Origin of the sequence: Bacillus sp. KS1 (genome assembly GCF_020075515.1) — a bacterium.
GTDB classification, from domain to species: Bacteria; Bacillota; Bacilli; order Bacillales; family Bacillaceae; genus Bacillus; species Bacillus velezensis.
Genome location: NZ_JACAWW010000022.1, coordinates 133,631 through 151,742 on the forward strand (window position 1 = coordinate 133,631; position 18,112 = coordinate 151,742).

Sequence of the window (18,112 nt, forward strand, 5' to 3'; positions counted from 1 at the left end):
ATTATACGATCGATAGAGGAGGGAATTACATGCAGACCCCTGTTTCTGTCAATGAAAAAAAGGATTTTATCCGTTGGTTTTTAAATCATTATCAGCTTAAACGCCGGGAGTGCGTCTGGATTTTAAATTATTTAATGAGTCATGATTCATTAATGGAAAAAGTCCATTTTGTAGAACAAGCCGAATTTTGCCCGAGAGGCATTATCATGTCTACTCATTGCGTTGATGAGGTGCCGTTTAGGTTTTACAAAGAAAATGTCATGACCACGGACGCGGAAAAATCTTTTCACGACATCCGGTTAAATAAACAGCAGGATTTATTTATCCAGCTGAATTTCCGTTCGGCCTACAGCTCGCCGGAATATGCCGCTGTTCTTGAATCAAATCCGCATCTGCCGAAAGACCTGTTTGAAAATAAACAGGATCAGGGGATGGCCGAAAAAATATTAGAACATGCCATTTCCACTTTCCAGCGGGAAAAGCTGCTTAAAGATATCGACGAGGCGCTGGACCGCCACGACAAAGAAACATTTGAAAAGCTTTCTCGCCAATTGAATCAGCTCACATAAATGACAGCCTTGCATATTCTGCAAGGCTTGTTGCGTAAAGAGGAGGAACGAGACATGAGATGGAGGGCCGCTGATGCCGATGTCTATTTACAATCTGCGGATTACATTGATACCGCTGTCATTCCGTTAATTTCCATAACGTCTTCAGGAGGCTTAAAAGAGGCCGTTGAACAGGGGGAAAGCACTCAATTGCTTTCTGAAGAGCTTGAGCGCCAATTGAAGGGACGGGTATATTTATTCCCCTCTTATACATATGTTGATATAGACCAATCACAAATCGCCCTGCTTCAAAAACTCAAAGAAGAGGTGATGACCAACTTCCGGCACACCTTGTTCCTGACGGCAGACGAAAAATGGAAGGATTCTGAAATAGGGTCTGATGTCATATACATACCTGCCGTTCCGTTTGAACATATGAAAGACTCTTTAAAGAGAAAAATAGCGGATGACAAGTGCGGAGAAATTTTGAACGTTTTGTTACAGAAGTGGAACAATTCTTAAAAACTCCATACATCCCGCAAAACACCCGTTTTGCCTCTGTTGACCTTGCTGAAAGATTCATATATTATGAGGGTGTCAAATCTCTGAATTATTTTCTATTTTAGTTAATTTTTGGTCAATCTTTAGGGGGGGAAGAGATGGGCGGAAAACAAGATATATCAAGAAGACAATTTTTAAACTATGCGCTCACCGGCGTGGGGGGATTTATGGCCGCCAGTGCGCTTATGCCCATGGTCCGTTTTGCGCTGGACCCGGTATTAAAACCGACGGGAGATCAAAAAATGGTGCAGGTTGTCAGTGTGGATGAGCTGACGAAGGAGCCGAAGCGGTTTGACTTTAAAATTCATCAAGTCGACGCCTGGTACGAATCGGAAGAATCCAGGTCAGCCTGGGTTTACAAACATGGGGATGAAATTATAGCGCTTTCTCCGATCTGTAAACATTTGGGCTGCACCGTAAACTGGAACAATGATCCTAAAAATCCGAACAAATTCTTTTGTCCCTGCCATTACGGGCTGTATGAAAAAGACGGCACGAACGTTCCGGGCACGCCGCCGCTCGCGCCTCTTGACCGTTATGAGCAAAAAGTAAAGGACGGCTTTTTGTATCTTGGAAAAGCAAAGCCTAGGGGGGAAGGGTGACATGCTGAATAAAATTTATGACTGGGTGGATGAACGTCTCGATATTACGCCGATGTGGCGGGATATCGCCGACCATGAAGTGCCGGAACATGTAAATCCCGCTCACCATTTCTCGGCTTTTGTCTATTGTTTCGGCGGTTTGACGTTTTTTGTAACCGTTATCCAAGTGCTGTCCGGGATGTTTTTAACGATGTATTATGTGCCGGATATAAAAAACGCGTGGGAATCTGTGTATTATTTGCAGAATGAAGTCGCTTTCGGTCAGATTGTAAGGGGTATGCACCATTGGGGCGCAAGTTTAGTCATTGTGATGATGTTTTTACATACGCTGCGGGTTTTCTTTCAGGGAGCTTATAAAAAGCCTCGGGAATTGAACTGGATCGTCGGTGTTCTGATCTTTTTTGTGATGCTCGGTCTCGGTTTTACAGGGTATCTGCTTCCATGGGATATGAAGGCGCTGTTTGCGACAAAGGTAGGTCTTCAGATTGCGGAGGCCACGCCATTGATCGGAGCGCAGGTGAAAACTCTTCTTGCCGGCCACCACGATATTGTCGGCGCCCAAACGCTGACGAGATTTTTTGCGATTCACGTATTTTTTCTCCCTGCCGCTTTGTTTGCGCTCATGGGCGCCCACTTTGTCATGATCCGCAAGCAGGGAATTTCAGGACCGCTTTAATACAAATCTGATATAAAAGGGAGGGGATGACATGCACCGGGGGAAAGGAATGAAGTTTGTAGGAGATTCAAGGATACCGGCTGAAAAAAAACCGAATATACCGAAAGACTATTCAGAGTATCCTGGAAAGACAGAGGCGTTTTGGCCGAACTTCCTGCTGAAAGAATGGATGGTCGGGGCCGTTTTCCTCGTCGGATTTCTCGTTTTAACGATTGTGCACGAGCCGCCTTTGGAACGGGTGGCGGACCCGACGGATACAGGGTATATTCCGCTGCCGGATTGGTATTTTCTATTTTTATACCAGCTATTAAAATATGAATATGCCGCAGGAAGCTACACCGTTATCGGCGCGATGATTATACCGGGTCTTGCCTTCGGGTCGCTGCTTTTGGCTCCGTTTCTCGACAGGGGGTCTGAAAGAAGGCCGTGGAAGCGTCCGGTTGCGGTCGGGATGATGCTTTTGGCGCTTTGCGCTACGGTCTTTTTAACGTGGCAGTCAGTCGCGACGCATGACTGGGCGAAGGCGGAGGAGCAAGGGAAAATTAAAAAAGAAGCCGCCATTGATACTGAATCAGACGGTTATAAGGTATTTAAAGAACAAGGCTGTATTTCCTGTCACGGGGATAATCTTCAAGGCGGAAGCGCCGGTCCGTCCCTGGTCGATAACGGGCTGAGCCCGGAAGAAATTAAAAAAATCGCCGTCAAAGGGAAAGGGCAGATGCCAGCCGGTATTTTTAAAGGGAATGACAAACAGCTTGATCAGCTGGCGAAGTTCATTTCTGAAACGACAGCGAAATAACGTATTGTGAAGCAGACAATAGCAGGATATACTTTTATGAAAAGAGCTGACCGGATGTCAGCTTTTTTTGCATGATACATACTTTTTACGGACTGAGAGTTGATGGTATGAGGTGGATTTCTTATCTTTTAGGGTTGCGCGGCATGCTTCTGCTTGTTCTTGCCGTTAATTTTATCGGTACGGTGTACGGCTATTATTGGTATTTGCCGCAGCTTGCGGACACGCCGTTCCGATTTCTGATATTTGTGCCTGACAGCCCGACGGCGACGTTTTTTTTCCTGTTCGTGCTTCTGGCATTTCTCATGGGAAGAAACGCGCCGCTGTTTGAAGCGCTGGCTCTTGTAACCCTTGTAAAATACGGGCTGTGGGCGGTCGGAATGAATGTCTTTGTGCTGGTCAAAATGGGGCAGATGCCTTGGGAAGGGTACATGCTGATTGCTTCACATTTTGCCATGGCCGTTCAAGGCGTTTTATACAGCCCGTATTTTCGGTTCCGGTTATGGCATCTTGCCGTTGCCGCTGTTTGGACGCTTCATAATGATGTCATTGATTATCTTTTCGGCATGATGCCCCGCTACTCAATGCTCAATGACTATATGCAAGAGATCGGCTATGCTACATTCTGGCTGAGCATATTTTCACTCGGCCTTGCATACTATTTGGTGATTTCCAAAAGACGGATAAAGCTTGACTTACACTGATAGAATCTTGGTCTAACCTTGTCCCGCTCCTCATATTCTGTAAAGAGAAGGAGTGGGAGGGACCTCTATGAAACGAAAGCTGACAATCTGTCTTTTACTTGCTCTTATGTGTTTCATCACAACTGCCAAAGCTGAAGATGAGGGCGGTCTCAAGGAACTGAACGACCTTTCGGATACCGTTTTCCAGATGACGCGGCATTCGCAGTATGATGAGGCTCTGCAAGTGCTTGGCTACTTTAAGAAAAAAATGACACACGTAAACTCACTGAGCGGCGCCGAAGTCAGGCAGGTGACTCTGGGTTTCAATGATTTAGTGCGCGTTCTGAAACAGGCAGACGCCTCAGATACCGAAAAAATCCGGGCTGCCGCCCAGTTCAGGTTGGTAATGGATGCGATGGAAGACCACTCCGATCCGCTGTGGGGGTCGCTTGAAAGACCGATTATGGCGACATTCAGCGCCTTAAAAGAAGATGTCAGCGGAAACGGAAGTGAAAATTTCAATGAAAAGTGGAATGAATTTATATCATTATATGATTTAATTTATCCCAGCCTGACAATGGATGTGTCGGCCGGCCAGCTTGATACGGTGGCGAAACATATCGAGGTGATTGAGCAGGACGGGTTTCAGCAGATGACAAAAGGAACAAAGCTTGAGCGTCTGACGCTCCTGCAGCAGGATTTAAAGCGGGTTTTTGACAAGGTGGAGCGGGATGACGCTGACCCTTCGCTGCTCTGGGTCATTCTGACAACAGGCGGTATCATTATTACTGCGCTGACATATGTCGGCTACCGAAAATACAGAGCGGAAAAAAAGAAAGAGAAAAAGCGTGAGTATCCTAAGTCTAAATAAACAGAAATTGCTGTAAAGGAGCTAAGTCAGTGAAAAAACTCATCCAGCAATTGGCTTCAAAACACCTCCCGCAGCCGATCAGAGGCAGAAAAGGGGCGACTGACGAAGGACCGCGAAACCTCGCGCGTGACTTCCAGAATCCTGACATGCTCGTTCCGCCCTCAACGGATGCAGGAACGGTTCAAAACTTGAAATTCTCATTTTCTGATACGCATATGAGGCTTGAAGACGGCGGATGGTCCAGAGAGGTGACGGTCAGGGAACTGCCGGTATCCAAAAACATCGCGGCGGTGAACATGAGACTGAAACCGGGAGCTGTGCGGGAGCTTCATTGGCATAAAGAAGCCGAATGGGGATATGTGATTAACGGAGAAGTCCGTTTAACTGCGGTTGATCAAAATGGGCGGAATTTTATTGATAACGTAAGTGAAGGGGATCTGTGGTATTTTCCTTCCGGCATTCCTCATTCCATTCAAGGGATGGAACGGGGCAGTGAGTTTTTGCTTGTCTTTGATGACGGCTCTTTTTCAGAAAACAGCACCTTTTCAGTAACGGACTGGTTTGCCCATACCCCGCGCAGCGTGCTGGAGGCGAACTTCGGTGTTCCCGGATATGACTTGGCCTACATTCACAAGAAAGAGCGTTACATGTTTCAGCTGGAACCGCCTCCCCCGATTGAACAGTCAGCAGTTTCTTCCCCGGAAGGCACCGTTTTGGAGCCGTTCAGCTACAAGCTTTCCCGGCAGGAGCCTCTTGTTACCAGCGGGGGAAGAGTAAAGATTGTCGATTCAAAAACGTTTAAGGTGTCAAAAACGATTGCCGCAGCTCTTGTGGAAGTCGAACCCGGAGGCATGAGAGAATTGCATTGGCATCCGAATACGGATGAGTGGCAGTATTATCTTTCAGGAGAAGCGAAAATGACGGTGTTTGCGGCGGAAGGAAGAGCGCGGACATTTAACTATCAAGCAGGTGACGTAGGATATGTTCCTTTTGCAATGGGACATTATGTTCAGAATACCGGTGACACCGTGCTTCGCTTTCTGGAAATCTTCAAAAGCGACCGTTTCGAAGACGTCTCTTTAAACCAATGGCTGGCACTGACGCCGCAGCGCTTCGTCGAGCAGACGCTCAATGTCAGTCCGGCATTCGCCCGCCGATTGAAAAAGAAAAAATCACCGGTTGTCAAATGGAAACACGAACAGTAAAGGCGGCAAAAGCCGCCTTTTTATTATCGTCTGATCGGATTTTTATTTTCGTCAAGCGTAAATCCTTCGCCGAGCACATCATGGACGTCGCTTACTGCAACAAAGGCGTGCGGGTCAACGGAAGTGATGACGCTTTTCAAAAGCACAATTTCGTTTTTCGGAACGACGCAGTAAAGAACGTCCCTGTCTTCTTTTGTATATGATCCCTGTCCTTTTAAAACGGTGACGCCGCGCTCCATCTCTTCAATGATTTTTTGCTGAATCAAATCGTTTTTCGAAGAAATAATCGTTGCCCCTTTTGCGGCATAGCCGCCTTCCTGGATAAAATCAATCAATCTCGCAGCGACAAAAACGGCTACAAGCGTGTACATCGCTTCCTTGTAAGAAAGATACGTAAACAAAGAAAGCAAAATGACACAGGCGTCAAAGGCAAACATCGTCCGGCCCATCGGGATTCCGAAAAATTTGTTGATCAGCCTGGCGATGATATCGACCCCGCCCGTCGTGCCGCCGTATTTAAAAATAATGCCGAGACCCGCGCCGATAAATACACCGGCGAATAAGGCGGCCAGCGCTAAATCATGGGACAGCGGCATATGAATTTCGTAGCGCTGAAAAACACTCAGAAAAACAGAAAGTGAGACGGTGCCGATCAGGGTATAGACAAACATCGTCCGGCCGAGCATACGCCAGCCGATGAAAAAGATAGGAATGTTTAATACCAGGTTGGAAATAGAAGGGCTGATGTGGAATAACGCATATAAAAGCAGCGTAATGCCGGTAAATCCGCCTTCCGCCAAATTGTTCTGCATATTAAAGTGAACCAGTCCGAATGAAAAAACAGCGGCGCCGATTAAAATAAAGCAAATGTTTTTGATTCTGATTTCTCCAAGCATTGCATCAAACCCCTTTTCCTTCCATAAGATTGCGTAAATATTATAGTGGATACAAAAGAAAACAGCAAACTGCCGTTTTTAACATTTGTCAAATGTACTTGAATTAGCTAACATGGAAGAGATGACAGGAGGTATTCGCACAGTGAGTGACAAAACGATGAAAGACTTACAAGCTGAGGTCGATGAATATATCGGCCAATTCAAAGAAGGCTATTTCAGCCCGCTTGCCATGATGGCCCGTCTCACGGAAGAACTGGGCGAACTTGCAAGAGAAGTCAACCATTATTATGGGGAAAAGCCGAAGAAAACGACGGAAAATGAGAAAAGCATGGAAGAGGAAATGGGCGATGTGCTGTTCGTCCTGATCTGCCTCGCCAACTCCCTTGATATTTCATTGGAGGAAGCTCATAACCGCGTCATGCATAAATTTAATACACGTGATAAAGACCGCTGGACTAGAAAAGAAGAAGGAAAGTAGGAGAAACCATGTCAAATGAAACCATTAAAGTCGTCATTGCCGGACCGAGAGGCAGAATGGGCCAGGAGGCCGTAAAACTTGCCGTCCGCACGCCTCATTTTGAGCTTGTCGGCGCCATTGACCATACATACGATCAGCAAACATTGCGGGAAGTGATGTCAGCTGATTCAGACGCTCTTATTTATACGGATATCCGCGCATGTTTCCAACAAACAAAACCGGATGTGCTGATCGATTTGACAACGCCTGAAATCGGCAAAAAACATACGAAAGCCGCTCTTGAACACGGCGTCCGCCCCGTTGTGGGAACGACCGGATTTTCTGAAGCCGATTTAGAGGAACTTCAAGGCTTGACTGAAGAGAAAGGAATCGGCGCCATCATCGCTCCGAACTTTGCATTGGGCGCGGTGCTGATGATGAAGTTCTCACAAATGGCCGCCAACTATTTTGAAGATGTAGAAATCATTGAGCTTCATCACGATCAAAAGCTGGATGCCCCGAGCGGAACGGCGCTGAAAACAGCGGAAATGATCTCAAGCGTCCGTACAGAAAAGCAGCAGGGCCATCCTGATGAAAAAGAAATTCTGCCGGGCGCCCGCGGTGCTGAATTAAACGGCATCCGCCTTCACAGCGTGCGTCTGCCAGGCCTTATCGCCCACCAGGAAGTCATGTTCGGCATGGACGGCCAGACGCTGAAACTGCGCCACGACTCCTATAACCGGGCTTCCTTTATGTCAGGAGTGAAGCTGTCAGTGGAGCAAGTGATGAAAATCGACCAGCTTGTATACGGACTCGAAAATATTATCGACTGAATCGGCAAGGGGGAGAACATCAAATGAAAATCGCTTTGATTGCTCACGATAAAAAAAAGCAGGATATGGTTCAGTTTACGACCGCATATAAAGATATACTGAACCATCATGAGTTATACGCGACAGGTACGACGGGCCTGAAAATCCAGGAAGCGACCGGATTGTCTGTTGAACGTTTTCAATCCGGCCCGCTCGGCGGAGATCAGCAAATCGGCGCATTGATTGCAGCAAATGCCCTGGATCTCGTCATTTTTCTGCGCGATCCATTAACTGCGCAGCCTCACGAACCGGATGTCTCGGCGCTGATCCGGCTGTGTGACGTATACGCGATCCCGCTCGCTACAAATATGGGGACAGCGGAAATCCTCGTCCGGACGCTGGACGGCGGGGCATTTGATTTCCGCAATCTTGTGCGCGGAGGAGAGCCGAATGTCTGAACACGTTGATATTCTGGCGTTCGGCGCCCATAGTGATGATGTCGAGATCGGTATGGGCGGCACGATCGCAAAATTTACGGCTCAAGGAAAAACCGCGGTGATATGCGATTTGACCGAGGCCGAACTATCATCCAACGGAACGGTAGGGATAAGAAAAGAAGAAGCGGCAGAGGCGGCACGAATTCTCGGCGTAAAAGAGAGAATCCAGCTTACGCTTCCCGACCGCGGGCTTTTGAAAAGTGAGGACGGCATCCGCCGGATTGTCAGTGTCATCAGAGCCTGCCGGCCGAAAACCGTTTTCATGCCTTATCCGAAAGACCGCCATCCTGATCACGGCAATGCGGCGGCTTTGGTCGAAGAAGCGGTGTTCTCGGCGGGAATTCATAAATACAGAGATCACCAGGAACTGCCGGCACATAAGGCTCAGCGCGTATACTATTATATGATCAACGGGTTTCACCGTCCGGACTTTGTAATCGACATAACGGAAACCATCGATCTGAAAAAAGAAAGCCTGCACGCCTATCAAAGCCAGTTTATTCCTACGGCGCAGTCAGTGAACACACCGCTGACCAACGGTTATATCGAAATGGTGGAAGCGCGGGAAAGACTGTATGGCAAAGAAGCCGGGACGGGGTATGCCGAAGGCTTCTTTTCAAAACAGCTTCCCGTTTTGAATGATGATGTTTTTGGGGGCGGACAATGAGACCATTAAAAATAGGGATTACATGCTACCCGAGTGTCGGAGGCTCGGGTATTATTGCGACGGAACTCGGCAAGCTGCTTGCGGAAAAAGGGCACCAGGTTCATTTCATCACATCAAGCATCCCGTTCAGATTAAATACATATCATCCGAATATTCATTTTCATGAGGTGGAAGTCAACCAATACGCGGTATTTAAATATCCGCCTTATGACCTTACGCTGGCGAGCAAAATCGCCGAGGTTGCCGCAAGGGAAAATCTTGATATCATTCACGCGCATTATGCGCTGCCGCATGCGGTATGCGCTTATCTCGCCAAACAGATGCTCAAGCGCGACATCGGCATCGTGACGACGCTTCACGGTACAGACATCACCGTTTTAGGATATGATCCGTCATTAAAAGATTTAATCCGTTTTGCCATCGAAGCGTCTGACAGAGTGACTGCGGTATCAACCGCGCTTGCCGGAGAAACTTATGACTTAATCAAGCCGGATAAAAAAATTGAGACCATCTACAACTTTATTGATGAACGTGTTTATCTTAAGAAAAATACAGAAAGTATAAAAGAGAAACATGGTATTTTGCCGGATGAAAAAGTCGTCATCCATGTCTCGAACTTCAGAAAGGTAAAACGTGTTACAGATGTCATCCGCGTTTTCCGTAATATCGCAGCCAAAACAAAGGCGAAGCTCCTGCTTGTCGGCGACGGGCCGGAAAAGTGCGTCGCTTGGCAGCTTGTCGAAAAATACGGACTGCAGAATCAAGTGCTGCTCCTCGGAAATCAGGACAGGGTGGAAGAGCTGTATTCCATCAGCGATCTTAAGCTTCTTCTGTCTGAAAAAGAAAGTTTCGGACTCGTCCTCCTTGAAGCGATGGCCTGCGGCGTGCCGTGCATCGGAACAAATATCGGCGGAATCCCGGAAGTGATTAAAGATCAAGTAAGCGGTTTTCTGGTGGAAGTCGGCGATATTCAGGCGGCATCTGAAAAAGCGCTTGCCGTTTTAGAAGATAAACAGCTCAGCAAACGATTGACTGATCATGCGCTGAAAATGGCGGAGACCGCCTTTTCTTCGCAAAGAATCGTCAGTCAGTATGAACGGATTTATGACGAATTGGCAGGACCGGAGTGATCTTATGGAACAGGAATTTGTCAAAGCCCTCCCCATCCTTCATCATCTGATGAAGGCGGGCCATCAGGCGTACTTTGTCGGGGGAGCCGTCAGAGACAGCTATATGAAACGAAAAATAGGTGATGTGGACATCGCAACCAGCGCTTCGCCGAATGAGGTGGAGCGTCTCTTTAAGCGGACTGTCGATGTAGGAAAAGAGCACGGCACCGTCATCGTCCTGTGGGAAGATGAAACCTATGAAGTCACCACTTTTCGTGCCGAATCAGAATATAAGGATTACCGGCGCCCTGAAGCTGTGCGGTTCATCACTTCTTTATCAGAAGACTTAAAGCGGAGAGACTTAACGATTAATGCGATGGCGATGTCTGCCGAAGGAGAGCTGCTTGATTATTTCGGAGGCGCACATGATATCGGACAAAAGCTGATCCGAACGGTGGGTAACCCTGAAGACCGTTTTCGGGAAGACGCTCTGCGGATGATGAGAGCCGTCCGCTTTATGAGTCAGCTCGGTTTTCTGTTAGAAAAAGAAACAAGAGAGGCCATCATGAAAGACAGGGAGCTTTTGGCACATGTATCAGTAGAACGAAAGACCGTCGAGTTTGAAAAGCTGCTGCAGGGCGTTTCCTCACAAGAAGCGATTCAAACGATGGTGCAAACAGGTCTGATACAAGAGCTGCCCGGCCTTTCCGGTTATGAGCAGCAAATGCTTGAAGCAAGCGGATTTCCGTTTTCTTCTTTAGATGCACGCGAAGAACGCTGGGCAGCGCTGTTATTATTTCTCGGTCTTTGTCCGAAAAGCGTCGAACCGTTTTTAAAACAATGGAAACTGCCGGGGAAAGTCATAAAAAAAGCAGTGCAGATCATAAGCGTTTATCCGGCGCAGCTTGAAGCCCAGGCGATGTACCGGGCTGGAGATGCGCTGTTTTCAGCCATTAAAATCGAAATGCTGAAAAAGCATAAGACGGTTGATGAACAAAAGCTGAAAGAGGTTCAGAGCCTGTATGAGCAGCTGCCGATCAAAAGTCTTCGAGACCTCGACATTTCAGGTGCTGATCTGATTGAGCTCAGAAACCGCCGCGCGGGTAAATGGGTGGCCGAAGAACTTCGCCGGATTGAAGAAGCGGTATTGGCAGGGAAGCTCCCTAACCGAAAACATGACATAAAGGAGTGGCTCGCATCATGGGATCAACATTAAGAACCCGATTAATTGATTTATTTTCTGAGGCGGGTGACGGCTTTATCTCCGGGCAGAAAATTAGTGACGCGCTCGGCTGCTCGAGAACCGCCGTTTGGAAACATATAGAGGAGCTCCGCAAAGAGGGCTATGAGGTTGAGGCGGTCAGACGAAAAGGGTACAGGCTCATTAAAAAACCGGGGAAACTCAGTGAATCCGAAATCCGTTTCGGGCTGAAAACAGAGGTTTTGGGCAAACAGCTTCATTACCGGGACGTCCTGCCATCCACCCAAAAAACCGCTCATGAACTTGCCAATGACGGCGCGCCGGAAGGAACGCTCGTAGTCGCCGATAAACAAACGGCAGGCAGAGGAAGAATGGCCAGAGTATGGCATTCACAGGAGGGAAACGGGATTTGGATGAGCCTCATTCTGAGACCCGACGTTCCTTTGCAAAAAACGCCGCAGCTCACCCTGTTATCCGCCGTTGCGGTCGTACAGGCCATCGAGGCTTTTACAGGTGTACAGCCCGCCATTAAATGGCCGAATGATTTAATGATTCACGGCAAAAAAGCCGTCGGGATTTTAACTGAGCTGCAGGCGGAAGAAGACCGTGTCCGTTCGGTTATTCTCGGGATCGGCATCAACGTGAACCAGCAGGAAAAAGATTTTCCCGGCGAGCTTCAGGACATTGCGACAAGCCTCAGCATGGAAGCCGGCGAAAAAATTGACAGAGCGGGTCTGATACAAGAGATTTTGCTGACTTTTGAAAAACGCTATCAGGATTACTTGAACCACGGCTTTACACCGATCAAGCTGTTATGGGAAAGCTATGCGGTCGGACTGGGGAACGAGCTCAGAGCGAGAACGCTGCAAGGGACGTTTTACGGGAAATCGCTCGGCATTGATGATGAGGGAGTTCTTCTCTTGGAAACGAAAGACGGCATAAAGAAGATATATTCTGCCGATATTGAGCTCAATTAATCTTAGTTGGTACAAGCCTCGTGAATTTGGTATACTTCCTATGGGCAGTATCATAATGAACTGCACCTGATCAGCAGAACAGAGATTACGAAAAGTCTGCCTTGATCCAAAAAAGGACTGGGACAGAGGGATGACATTCGCCGAACGTTAAACAAGTGGGGATCCTTCTTATTTTACAGAAGGCTTTTTTGCTTGCGAAGAATTGGCGGCTCATCTCCTCACCGTTTAGAGGAGGAGAAACAGAATGAAAACAAAACTGGATTTCATGAAAATGAAGGAAAACGGAGAGCCGATCGTGATGCTGACCGCTTACGATTATCCGCAGGCAAAGCTTGCGGAACAGGCGGGAGTCGACATGATTTTAGTCGGGGATTCGCTCGGAATGGTCGTGCTCGGACTCGATTCAACAGTCGGCGTAACGGTCAGTGACATGATTCACCATACAAAAGCGGTAAAACGCGGTGCGAAAAATACGTTTATCGTAACTGACATGCCGTTTATGTCTTACCACCTTTCAAAAGAAGATACAATGAAAAACGCCGCGGCCATTATTCAGGAAAGCGGCGCGGACGCGTTAAAGCTGGAAGGCGGAGACGGCGTTTTCGAATCCATCCGCGCTCTGACTCTCGGCGGAATTCCCGTCGTCAGCCATTTAGGCCTCACACCGCAGTCTGTCGGCGTATTAGGCGGATATAAAGTGCAGGGGAAAGATGAGCAAAGCGCGAAAAAGCTCATTGAAGACAGCATCAAATGCGAACAGGCGGGAGCAATGATGCTCGTGCTTGAATGCGTGCCTGCTGAACTGACTGCTAAAATAAAAGAAGAAGTATCCATTCCCGTCATCGGAATCGGAGCCGGTTCAAAAGCGGACGGCCAAGTCCTTGTCTATCATGACGTCGTCGGCCACGGCGTGGACAGAACACCGAAGTTCGTGAAGCAATACGCCAAAATCGACGGCACGATTGAGTCGGCCCTCAGCGATTACGTCAGTGATGTGAAAGAACGGGTTTTCCCGGAAGAAAAGCATTCCTTTCAGATAAATCAAACTGTGCTGCAAGGCTTGTACGGAGGAAAGTAAGCGATGAAACAACTGACAGAAACTCAACAGCTGAAAGAATTGATTGCACAATACCGCTCAGAAGGCCGGACGATCGGATTCGTCCCGACAATGGGTTTTCTTCATGAAGGACATCTGACGCTGGTTGAAAAAGCAAGCAAAGAAAACGATATTGTCGTGATGAGCATCTTTGTCAATCCGACTCAATTCGGACCGGGCGAGGATTACGAAGCATATCCGCGGGATTTAAAGCGCGATGCCCGGCTTGCAGAACAGGCGGGGGCAAATGTTTTGTTTACGCCGTCTCCAAGTGACATGTATAAAGGCGAGCAAAATGTTGCCGTGCAAGTGAAAAGGAGAACTGACGTGTTGTGCGGCGCCTCCCGCGTCGGCCATTTTGACGGAGTGGCCACTGTCCTGACGAAGTTTTTCAATCTCGTTAAACCGACCCGCGCCTACTTCGGCCTGAAAGATGCCCAGCAGGCAGCGGTTGTGGACGGATTGATTGAGGATTTCTTTATGGATATCGAATTGGTTGCAGTTGACACGGTCAGAGAAGAAGACGGACTTGCCAAAAGCTCTCGCAACGTCTATCTGACAGAGCAGGAACGCAAAGAAGCGCCGATGATCTATAAAGCATTGCAGCAAGGTGCCGAACTGATCAGAGACGGTGAAAGAAATCCGGAAACCGTTATAAAAACCGTCACCGATATCATCGAAAACACAAGCGGCGTCATTGATTATGCCGAACTGTACGCTTATCCGGAGCTGACTCCGCTTAAAACATTAAACGGCAAGGTCATTCTGGCCTGCGCCGTCCAATTTTCTAAAGCCAGACTGATTGATAATATCATTATTGATATTGATGAATGGGAGAGATCATAATATGTACCGCACTATGATGGCCGGAAAACTGCACCGAGCTACCGTGACGGAAGCCAATTTAAACTATGTCGGCAGCATTACGATTGATGAAGATCTTTTAGATGCCGTCGGAATGCTCGCTAATGAAAAAGTTCAGATTGTGAATAATAACAACGGAGCGAGACTTGAAACGTATATTATTCCCGGTAAGCGGGGGAGCGGCGTCATCTGTTTAAACGGAGCAGCCGCCCGTCTCGTCCAAGAAGGAGATAAAGTCATTATTATTTCTTATCAAATGATGTCTGATCAGGAAGCAAAAAGCCATCAGCCGAAGGTGGCTGTTCTGGATGATCAGAATAAAATCGAGCAGATGCTGGGCCAGGAGCCGGCACACACGATTTTGTAAAAGAGCCCCCTTCATGGGGGTTTTCTTTTAAGATTTGGGGGCAAAAGCTGTTTTTCCGCTCCATTTCTCAACAAAACGTGTTACACTTTTCTCGTATGCAAGAATTGAGGTGTCCATTTTAATGAACAAACAACGGTTCGTTGTCATAGATGTCGAAACAACAGGAAATTCGCCGAAAAAGGGCGATAAAATCATTCAAATCGCAGCGGTTGTCATTGAAAATGGACAAATAACTGAGCGGTTTTCAAAATATATCAATCCGAATCAGGTCATTCCGCCGTTTATTGAACAGCTGACCGGAATTTCGTCCGGAATGGTTGAAAATGAACTGCCGTTTGAAGCGGTCGCAGAGGAGATTTTTCATCTGCTTGACGGCGCGTATTTTGTTGCCCACAATATTCATTTCGACCTCGGATTTGTCCGGCATGAACTGAGCGAAGCGGGCTATGAGCTGCCGGATTGTGAAGTGCTTGATACGGTTGAGCTTTCGCGTATTGTTTTCCCGGGGTTTGAAGGATATAAGCTCGGTGAGTTGTGCGCGGAGCTGAATATTGTTCATGACCGCCCTCACCGCGCAGACAGCGATGCGGAGGTTACGGGACTGGTCTTTTTAGACATTTTACATAAACTGAAACATTTGCCTTTACCGACATTAAAGCAGCTTAAAAGGCTTTCACAGCATTTTATCAGCGATTTGACGCTGCTTTTGGATTCTTTTATACATGAAAGCAGGCTGGCGGAAGAAAAGAGCTGCATTCCATACGCCTCTTTTTCAATTAAAGAGCCCGATCACATTCCGGTTTCCCGTCCGGTGAATGCGGCCATTGACCTTGAAAAGTGGAACGAAGAAAAAGAACAGATCTTATCCGGCATCATCCCCCGCTATGAAAAGCGGAAAGGGCAGCTTTCGATGATGGATGAAGTGCTTGGCGCCTTCCGCAATCGGGAGCATGCGCTGATTGAAGCGGCACCCGGCATCGGAAAAACGATCGGTTATCTCGTTCCGGCTGTTTTATTTGCCAAAGCGGAGCAGACTCCCGTGATTATCAGCACGTACTCTACTCTTTTGCAGCAGCAGATCGTGTCTAAAGATCTTCCGCTTTTGGAGCGTATGTTTCCTTGGCCGGTCAAAGCCGCTATTTTAAAAGGGAAATCACATTATCTGTGCCTGCCTAAGTTTGAACATATTCTGCATGAGGAAGATGACAACTATGATGCGGTTTTGACGAAAGCGCAGCTTCTCGTCTGGCTGACGGAGACTGAAACGGGCGACGCCGCTGAGCTGAATCTTCCATCAGGCGGCAGATTGCTGTGGGAGCGCATGGCTTACGATGAGAATTCTTTTTTTAAAAAAGGGAAGGACTCGGCTGCCGGGTTTTATGAACGGGCTAAAGAAAAAGCGCAGGCCGCAGATCTGATTATCACAAACCATGCTTTGCTGTTTTCAGATCAAAGCAGTGAAACGAAAAAACTGCCTGCAAGCGGAACGATCATCATTGATGAAGCGCATCATTTCGAACGCGCCGCCAGCGAGCACCTGGGGAAGAGAGCTTCATATATCGGACTGCACACAAAGCTCAGCCGAATCGGCACCTTAAAGGAACACGGACTGTTAAAGCGGATGAGAAAACTGTTTTATACGTATGAACTGCCGGCGGAAAGTTTTTTTGACGCCGATGAGTGGATGAAGCATATTCAATCGGAAAGCGACGCATTTTTCAGTTCAGTGCATTCTTTTGTCAAACGAAGAAAACCTAAAGACGATCTGAACCGTCTCGTCTATAGTCTCAATCATAAAAGCCAGGATAAAGGGTTTCACATGATAACGGACGGAGCGGAGCGGCTTTGCGCGATGCTGGATCAGCTGCTTGACATGTTTTCAGTACAGGAGAAATTGTTACATCAAAAGCTTGAACAGATGAAAAGCGGAGCGGCTTTTTTAGCGGCCGAATATGTAAAGTGTATCAGGGGGCTGAAAGAATATCGCGATACGTTCAGCAGGCTGCTGTTTGAAAATGATGAGAAAGAAGCCGTTTGGGTTGAAATTGATGCGAAGGGCGCAAAAAATGCAGTCAGCATCTATGCGCAGCCTTTGGAGCCCGGTGAAATGCTGGCAGACCAATTTTTCGCCCGCAAAAAAAGCGTTGTGCTCACATCAGCGACCTTAATGGTGGAGCAGTCTTTTCAATTTATGATTGAAAGGCTCGGACTTGCGGATTTTTATCCGCGCACCAAAAGCATCCCGTCTCCTTTTTCTTACGATGATCAGATGAACGTCATCATTCCGAAAGAGATGAAATCCGTTAAATATGACGGAGAGCGGGAAGTCATTGAGCATATTGCCAAGTATGCAGAAATCATGTCAAAGGGAAAACAGCCGAAGATCCTTGTCCTGTTTACGTCTCATGATATGCTGAAAAAAGTGTATCAGGAACTGAAACTCAGTATGGAGATATCAGGCATTCAGCTTCTCGCCCAAGGTATTTCGGGCGGGAGTCCCGGTAAATTAATGAAAACCTTTAAAACGGCAAGCCGGGCGATTTTGCTTGGGACGAATCATTTCTGGGAAGGCGTTGATTTTCCGGGGGATGAATTGTCAACCGTCATGATCGCAAGACTTCCTTTCAGGGCGCCTGACAATCCGCTTCATGCCGCAAAATGCGAATTTGCCAAGAAGCAGGGGAAAAATCCGTTTCAGACGATTTCCCTGCCTGAGGCCGTGTTAACGTTCAGACAGGGGATCGGGCGCCTGCTCCGTACGGCGGGAGACAAGGGAACAATCGTTCTTTTAGATCAGCGTGTAAAAACGGCGGGATACGGACGGCTGTTTCTTGAAGCGCTCCCGACTTCATCTCTTTTGGAACTGACGGATGCCGAAATGGCGGCTTATGTCAGCCAAACGGAATAAAAGCCGCATAAACGCGGCTTTCGTGGTGTGGGATGAGGAATTGTTTTTATAGTAAAAGCGGGTTCATGCCGCCTTGTGATTTTATTATGCCGCGGGCGCATCCCGTTATGACTAACAAAATTTGTTCGACCGATGGAGGGTATAAAAATGGAAAGCAAAATTGAAATTCTGTCAACGATTAATGTGGAGCATTCAGATGATTTATATAAAATTGTCGATACATTAAACCGGACTTTGAAACGGGACAATCTGATGTTCGGCCTTGCGCTAGACGAAGAAAATCAAAATGAAGCGGTCTTCACCATTTATCGCACATAGG

The 18,112-nt window shown here is 47.5% G+C and carries 21 protein-coding genes; 20 read left to right on the plus strand and 1 reads right to left on the minus strand.

Annotated features, from left to right (window positions below; translation table 11 throughout):
• Positions 1-29: 29 nt before the first annotated feature.
• From HWY38_RS17315 to HWY38_RS17350, 8 genes are all read left to right on the plus strand, one after another.
• Entirely contained in the window at positions 30-569 is a 540-nt protein-coding gene (locus HWY38_RS17315) for a ReoY family proteolytic degradation factor (protein WP_003153482.1), read from the plus strand.
• Positions 570-623: 54 nt separating this feature from the next.
• Entirely contained in the window at positions 624-1,070 is a 447-nt protein-coding gene (locus HWY38_RS17320; protein WP_224182267.1) for a YpiF family protein, read from the plus strand.
• Between the two features lie 137 nt (positions 1,071-1,207).
• Complete coding sequence (locus tag HWY38_RS17325) at positions 1,208-1,711, plus strand: ubiquinol-cytochrome c reductase iron-sulfur subunit (RefSeq protein WP_003153484.1); 504 nt, start codon at positions 1,208-1,210, stop codon at positions 1,709-1,711.
• A 1-nt stretch (position 1,712) separates the two neighbouring features.
• Complete coding sequence (gene qcrB / locus HWY38_RS17330) at positions 1,713-2,387, plus strand: menaquinol-cytochrome c reductase cytochrome b subunit (protein ID WP_003153485.1); 675 nt, start codon at positions 1,713-1,715, stop codon at positions 2,385-2,387.
• A gap of 31 nt (positions 2,388-2,418) precedes the next feature.
• A complete protein-coding gene (locus tag HWY38_RS17335; RefSeq protein ID WP_007409471.1) occupies positions 2,419-3,186 on the plus strand; it encodes a menaquinol-cytochrome c reductase cytochrome b/c subunit in 768 nt (255 codons plus the stop codon).
• A 107-nt stretch (positions 3,187-3,293) separates the two neighbouring features.
• Complete coding sequence (locus tag HWY38_RS17340; protein ID WP_224182268.1) at positions 3,294-3,887, plus strand: DUF1405 domain-containing protein; 594 nt, start codon at positions 3,294-3,296, stop codon at positions 3,885-3,887.
• A 67-nt stretch (positions 3,888-3,954) separates the two neighbouring features.
• The gene (gene ypjB / locus HWY38_RS17345; protein WP_007612217.1) at positions 3,955-4,737 is read left to right on the plus strand and encodes a sporulation protein YpjB; all 783 of its coding nucleotides are present in this window, start codon (positions 3,955-3,957) and stop codon (positions 4,735-4,737) included.
• Positions 4,738-4,766: 29 nt separating this feature from the next.
• A complete protein-coding gene (locus tag HWY38_RS17350) occupies positions 4,767-5,942 on the plus strand; it encodes an oxalate decarboxylase family bicupin (RefSeq protein ID WP_038458962.1) in 1,176 nt (391 codons plus the stop codon).
• 23 nt (positions 5,943-5,965) lie between these two features.
• Here the strand turns inward: HWY38_RS17350 and HWY38_RS17355 are convergent, their stop codons facing one another.
• The gene (locus HWY38_RS17355) at positions 5,966-6,838 is read right to left on the minus strand and encodes a YitT family protein (RefSeq protein ID WP_003153493.1); all 873 of its coding nucleotides are present in this window, start codon (positions 6,836-6,838) and stop codon (positions 5,966-5,968) included.
• Between the two features lie 142 nt (positions 6,839-6,980).
• On the opposite strand from HWY38_RS17355, the gene HWY38_RS17360 reads away from it, so the two are divergent.
• The 12 genes from HWY38_RS17360 to HWY38_RS17415 all read left to right on the plus strand — a co-directional run bounded on the left by HWY38_RS17360 (position 6,981) and on the right by HWY38_RS17415 (position 18,111).
• Positions 6,981-7,316: a nucleotide pyrophosphohydrolase gene (locus HWY38_RS17360; protein WP_003153495.1), complete on the plus strand. Its 336-nt coding sequence runs from the start codon at positions 6,981-6,983 to the stop codon at positions 7,314-7,316.
• Between the two features lie 8 nt (positions 7,317-7,324).
• The gene (gene dapB, locus HWY38_RS17365; RefSeq protein ID WP_101669898.1) at positions 7,325-8,128 is read left to right on the plus strand and encodes a 4-hydroxy-tetrahydrodipicolinate reductase; all 804 of its coding nucleotides are present in this window, start codon (positions 7,325-7,327) and stop codon (positions 8,126-8,128) included.
• Positions 8,129-8,151: 23 nt separating this feature from the next.
• Positions 8,152-8,565: a methylglyoxal synthase gene (gene mgsA / locus HWY38_RS17370; RefSeq protein WP_224182269.1), complete on the plus strand. Its 414-nt coding sequence runs from the start codon at positions 8,152-8,154 to the stop codon at positions 8,563-8,565.
• The gene (bshB1, locus tag HWY38_RS17375; protein ID WP_003153501.1) at positions 8,558-9,271 is read left to right on the plus strand and encodes a bacillithiol biosynthesis deacetylase BshB1; all 714 of its coding nucleotides are present in this window, start codon (positions 8,558-8,560) and stop codon (positions 9,269-9,271) included. Before mgsA ends, bshB1 begins: the two co-directional genes overlap by 8 nt.
• Complete coding sequence (gene bshA, locus HWY38_RS17380) at positions 9,268-10,401, plus strand: N-acetyl-alpha-D-glucosaminyl L-malate synthase BshA (protein WP_224182270.1); 1,134 nt, start codon at positions 9,268-9,270, stop codon at positions 10,399-10,401. The genes bshB1 and bshA overlap by 4 nt, the downstream gene beginning before the upstream one ends.
• Positions 10,402-10,405: 4 nt before the next feature.
• Positions 10,406-11,596 (plus strand): CCA tRNA nucleotidyltransferase, encoded by a 1,191-nt coding sequence (locus HWY38_RS17385; protein ID WP_224182271.1) that lies wholly within the window; start codon positions 10,406-10,408, stop codon positions 11,594-11,596.
• Positions 11,581-12,558: a biotin--[acetyl-CoA-carboxylase] ligase gene (locus HWY38_RS17390; RefSeq protein ID WP_224182272.1), complete on the plus strand. Its 978-nt coding sequence runs from the start codon at positions 11,581-11,583 to the stop codon at positions 12,556-12,558. Before HWY38_RS17385 ends, HWY38_RS17390 begins: the two co-directional genes overlap by 16 nt.
• A 244-nt stretch (positions 12,559-12,802) precedes the next feature.
• Positions 12,803-13,636, plus strand: a complete 834-nt coding sequence (panB, locus tag HWY38_RS17395; protein ID WP_224182273.1) for a 3-methyl-2-oxobutanoate hydroxymethyltransferase — start codon at positions 12,803-12,805, stop codon at positions 13,634-13,636.
• 3 nt (positions 13,637-13,639) lie between these two features.
• The gene (gene panC, locus HWY38_RS17400; RefSeq protein WP_061862322.1) at positions 13,640-14,500 is read left to right on the plus strand and encodes a pantoate--beta-alanine ligase; all 861 of its coding nucleotides are present in this window, start codon (positions 13,640-13,642) and stop codon (positions 14,498-14,500) included.
• 1 nt (position 14,501) lies between these two features.
• Positions 14,502-14,885, plus strand: coding sequence for an aspartate 1-decarboxylase (gene panD, locus HWY38_RS17405; protein ID WP_003153510.1), 384 nt, complete (start codon positions 14,502-14,504; stop codon positions 14,883-14,885).
• A gap of 121 nt (positions 14,886-15,006) precedes the next feature.
• Complete coding sequence (gene dinG, locus HWY38_RS17410) at positions 15,007-17,793, plus strand: ATP-dependent DNA helicase DinG (protein WP_224182274.1); 2,787 nt, start codon at positions 15,007-15,009, stop codon at positions 17,791-17,793.
• A gap of 147 nt (positions 17,794-17,940) precedes the next feature.
• The gene (locus tag HWY38_RS17415; RefSeq protein ID WP_003153512.1) at positions 17,941-18,111 is read left to right on the plus strand and encodes a YpmA family protein; all 171 of its coding nucleotides are present in this window, start codon (positions 17,941-17,943) and stop codon (positions 18,109-18,111) included.
• Position 18,112: the final 1 nt, after the last annotated feature.

Excerpts from the sequence above, each read along its gene's own strand:
- HWY38_RS17315 (WP_003153482.1), top strand. The coding sequence starts at position 30 with ATGCAGACCCCTGTTTCTGTCAATGAAAAAAAGGATTTTATCCGTTGG.
- HWY38_RS17320 (WP_224182267.1), top strand. The coding sequence starts at position 624 with ATGAGATGGAGGGCCGCTGATGCCGATGTCTATTTACAATCTGCGGAT.
- HWY38_RS17325 (WP_003153484.1), top strand. The coding sequence starts at position 1,208 with ATGGGCGGAAAACAAGATATATCAAGAAGACAATTTTTAAACTATGCG.
- qcrB (WP_003153485.1), top strand. The coding sequence starts at position 1,713 with ATGCTGAATAAAATTTATGACTGGGTGGATGAACGTCTCGATATTACG.
- HWY38_RS17335 (WP_007409471.1), top strand. The coding sequence starts at position 2,419 with ATGCACCGGGGGAAAGGAATGAAGTTTGTAGGAGATTCAAGGATACCG.
- HWY38_RS17340 (WP_224182268.1), top strand. The coding sequence starts at position 3,294 with ATGAGGTGGATTTCTTATCTTTTAGGGTTGCGCGGCATGCTTCTGCTT.
- ypjB (WP_007612217.1), top strand. The coding sequence starts at position 3,955 with ATGAAACGAAAGCTGACAATCTGTCTTTTACTTGCTCTTATGTGTTTC.
- HWY38_RS17355 (WP_003153493.1), bottom strand. The coding sequence starts at position 6,838 with ATGCTTGGAGAAATCAGAATCAAAAACATTTGCTTTATTTTAATCGGC.
- dapB (WP_101669898.1), top strand. The coding sequence starts at position 7,325 with ATGTCAAATGAAACCATTAAAGTCGTCATTGCCGGACCGAGAGGCAGA.
- mgsA (WP_224182269.1), top strand. The coding sequence starts at position 8,152 with ATGAAAATCGCTTTGATTGCTCACGATAAAAAAAAGCAGGATATGGTT.
- bshB1 (WP_003153501.1), top strand. The coding sequence starts at position 8,558 with ATGTCTGAACACGTTGATATTCTGGCGTTCGGCGCCCATAGTGATGAT.
- bshA (WP_224182270.1), top strand. The coding sequence starts at position 9,268 with ATGAGACCATTAAAAATAGGGATTACATGCTACCCGAGTGTCGGAGGC.
- HWY38_RS17385 (WP_224182271.1), top strand. The coding sequence starts at position 10,406 with ATGGAACAGGAATTTGTCAAAGCCCTCCCCATCCTTCATCATCTGATG.
- HWY38_RS17390 (WP_224182272.1), top strand. The coding sequence starts at position 11,581 with ATGGGATCAACATTAAGAACCCGATTAATTGATTTATTTTCTGAGGCG.
- panB (WP_224182273.1), top strand. The coding sequence starts at position 12,803 with ATGAAAACAAAACTGGATTTCATGAAAATGAAGGAAAACGGAGAGCCG.
- panC (WP_061862322.1), top strand. The coding sequence starts at position 13,640 with ATGAAACAACTGACAGAAACTCAACAGCTGAAAGAATTGATTGCACAA.
- panD (WP_003153510.1), top strand. The coding sequence starts at position 14,502 with ATGTACCGCACTATGATGGCCGGAAAACTGCACCGAGCTACCGTGACG.
- dinG (WP_224182274.1), top strand. The coding sequence starts at position 15,007 with ATGAACAAACAACGGTTCGTTGTCATAGATGTCGAAACAACAGGAAAT.
- HWY38_RS17415 (WP_003153512.1), top strand. The coding sequence starts at position 17,941 with ATGGAAAGCAAAATTGAAATTCTGTCAACGATTAATGTGGAGCATTCA.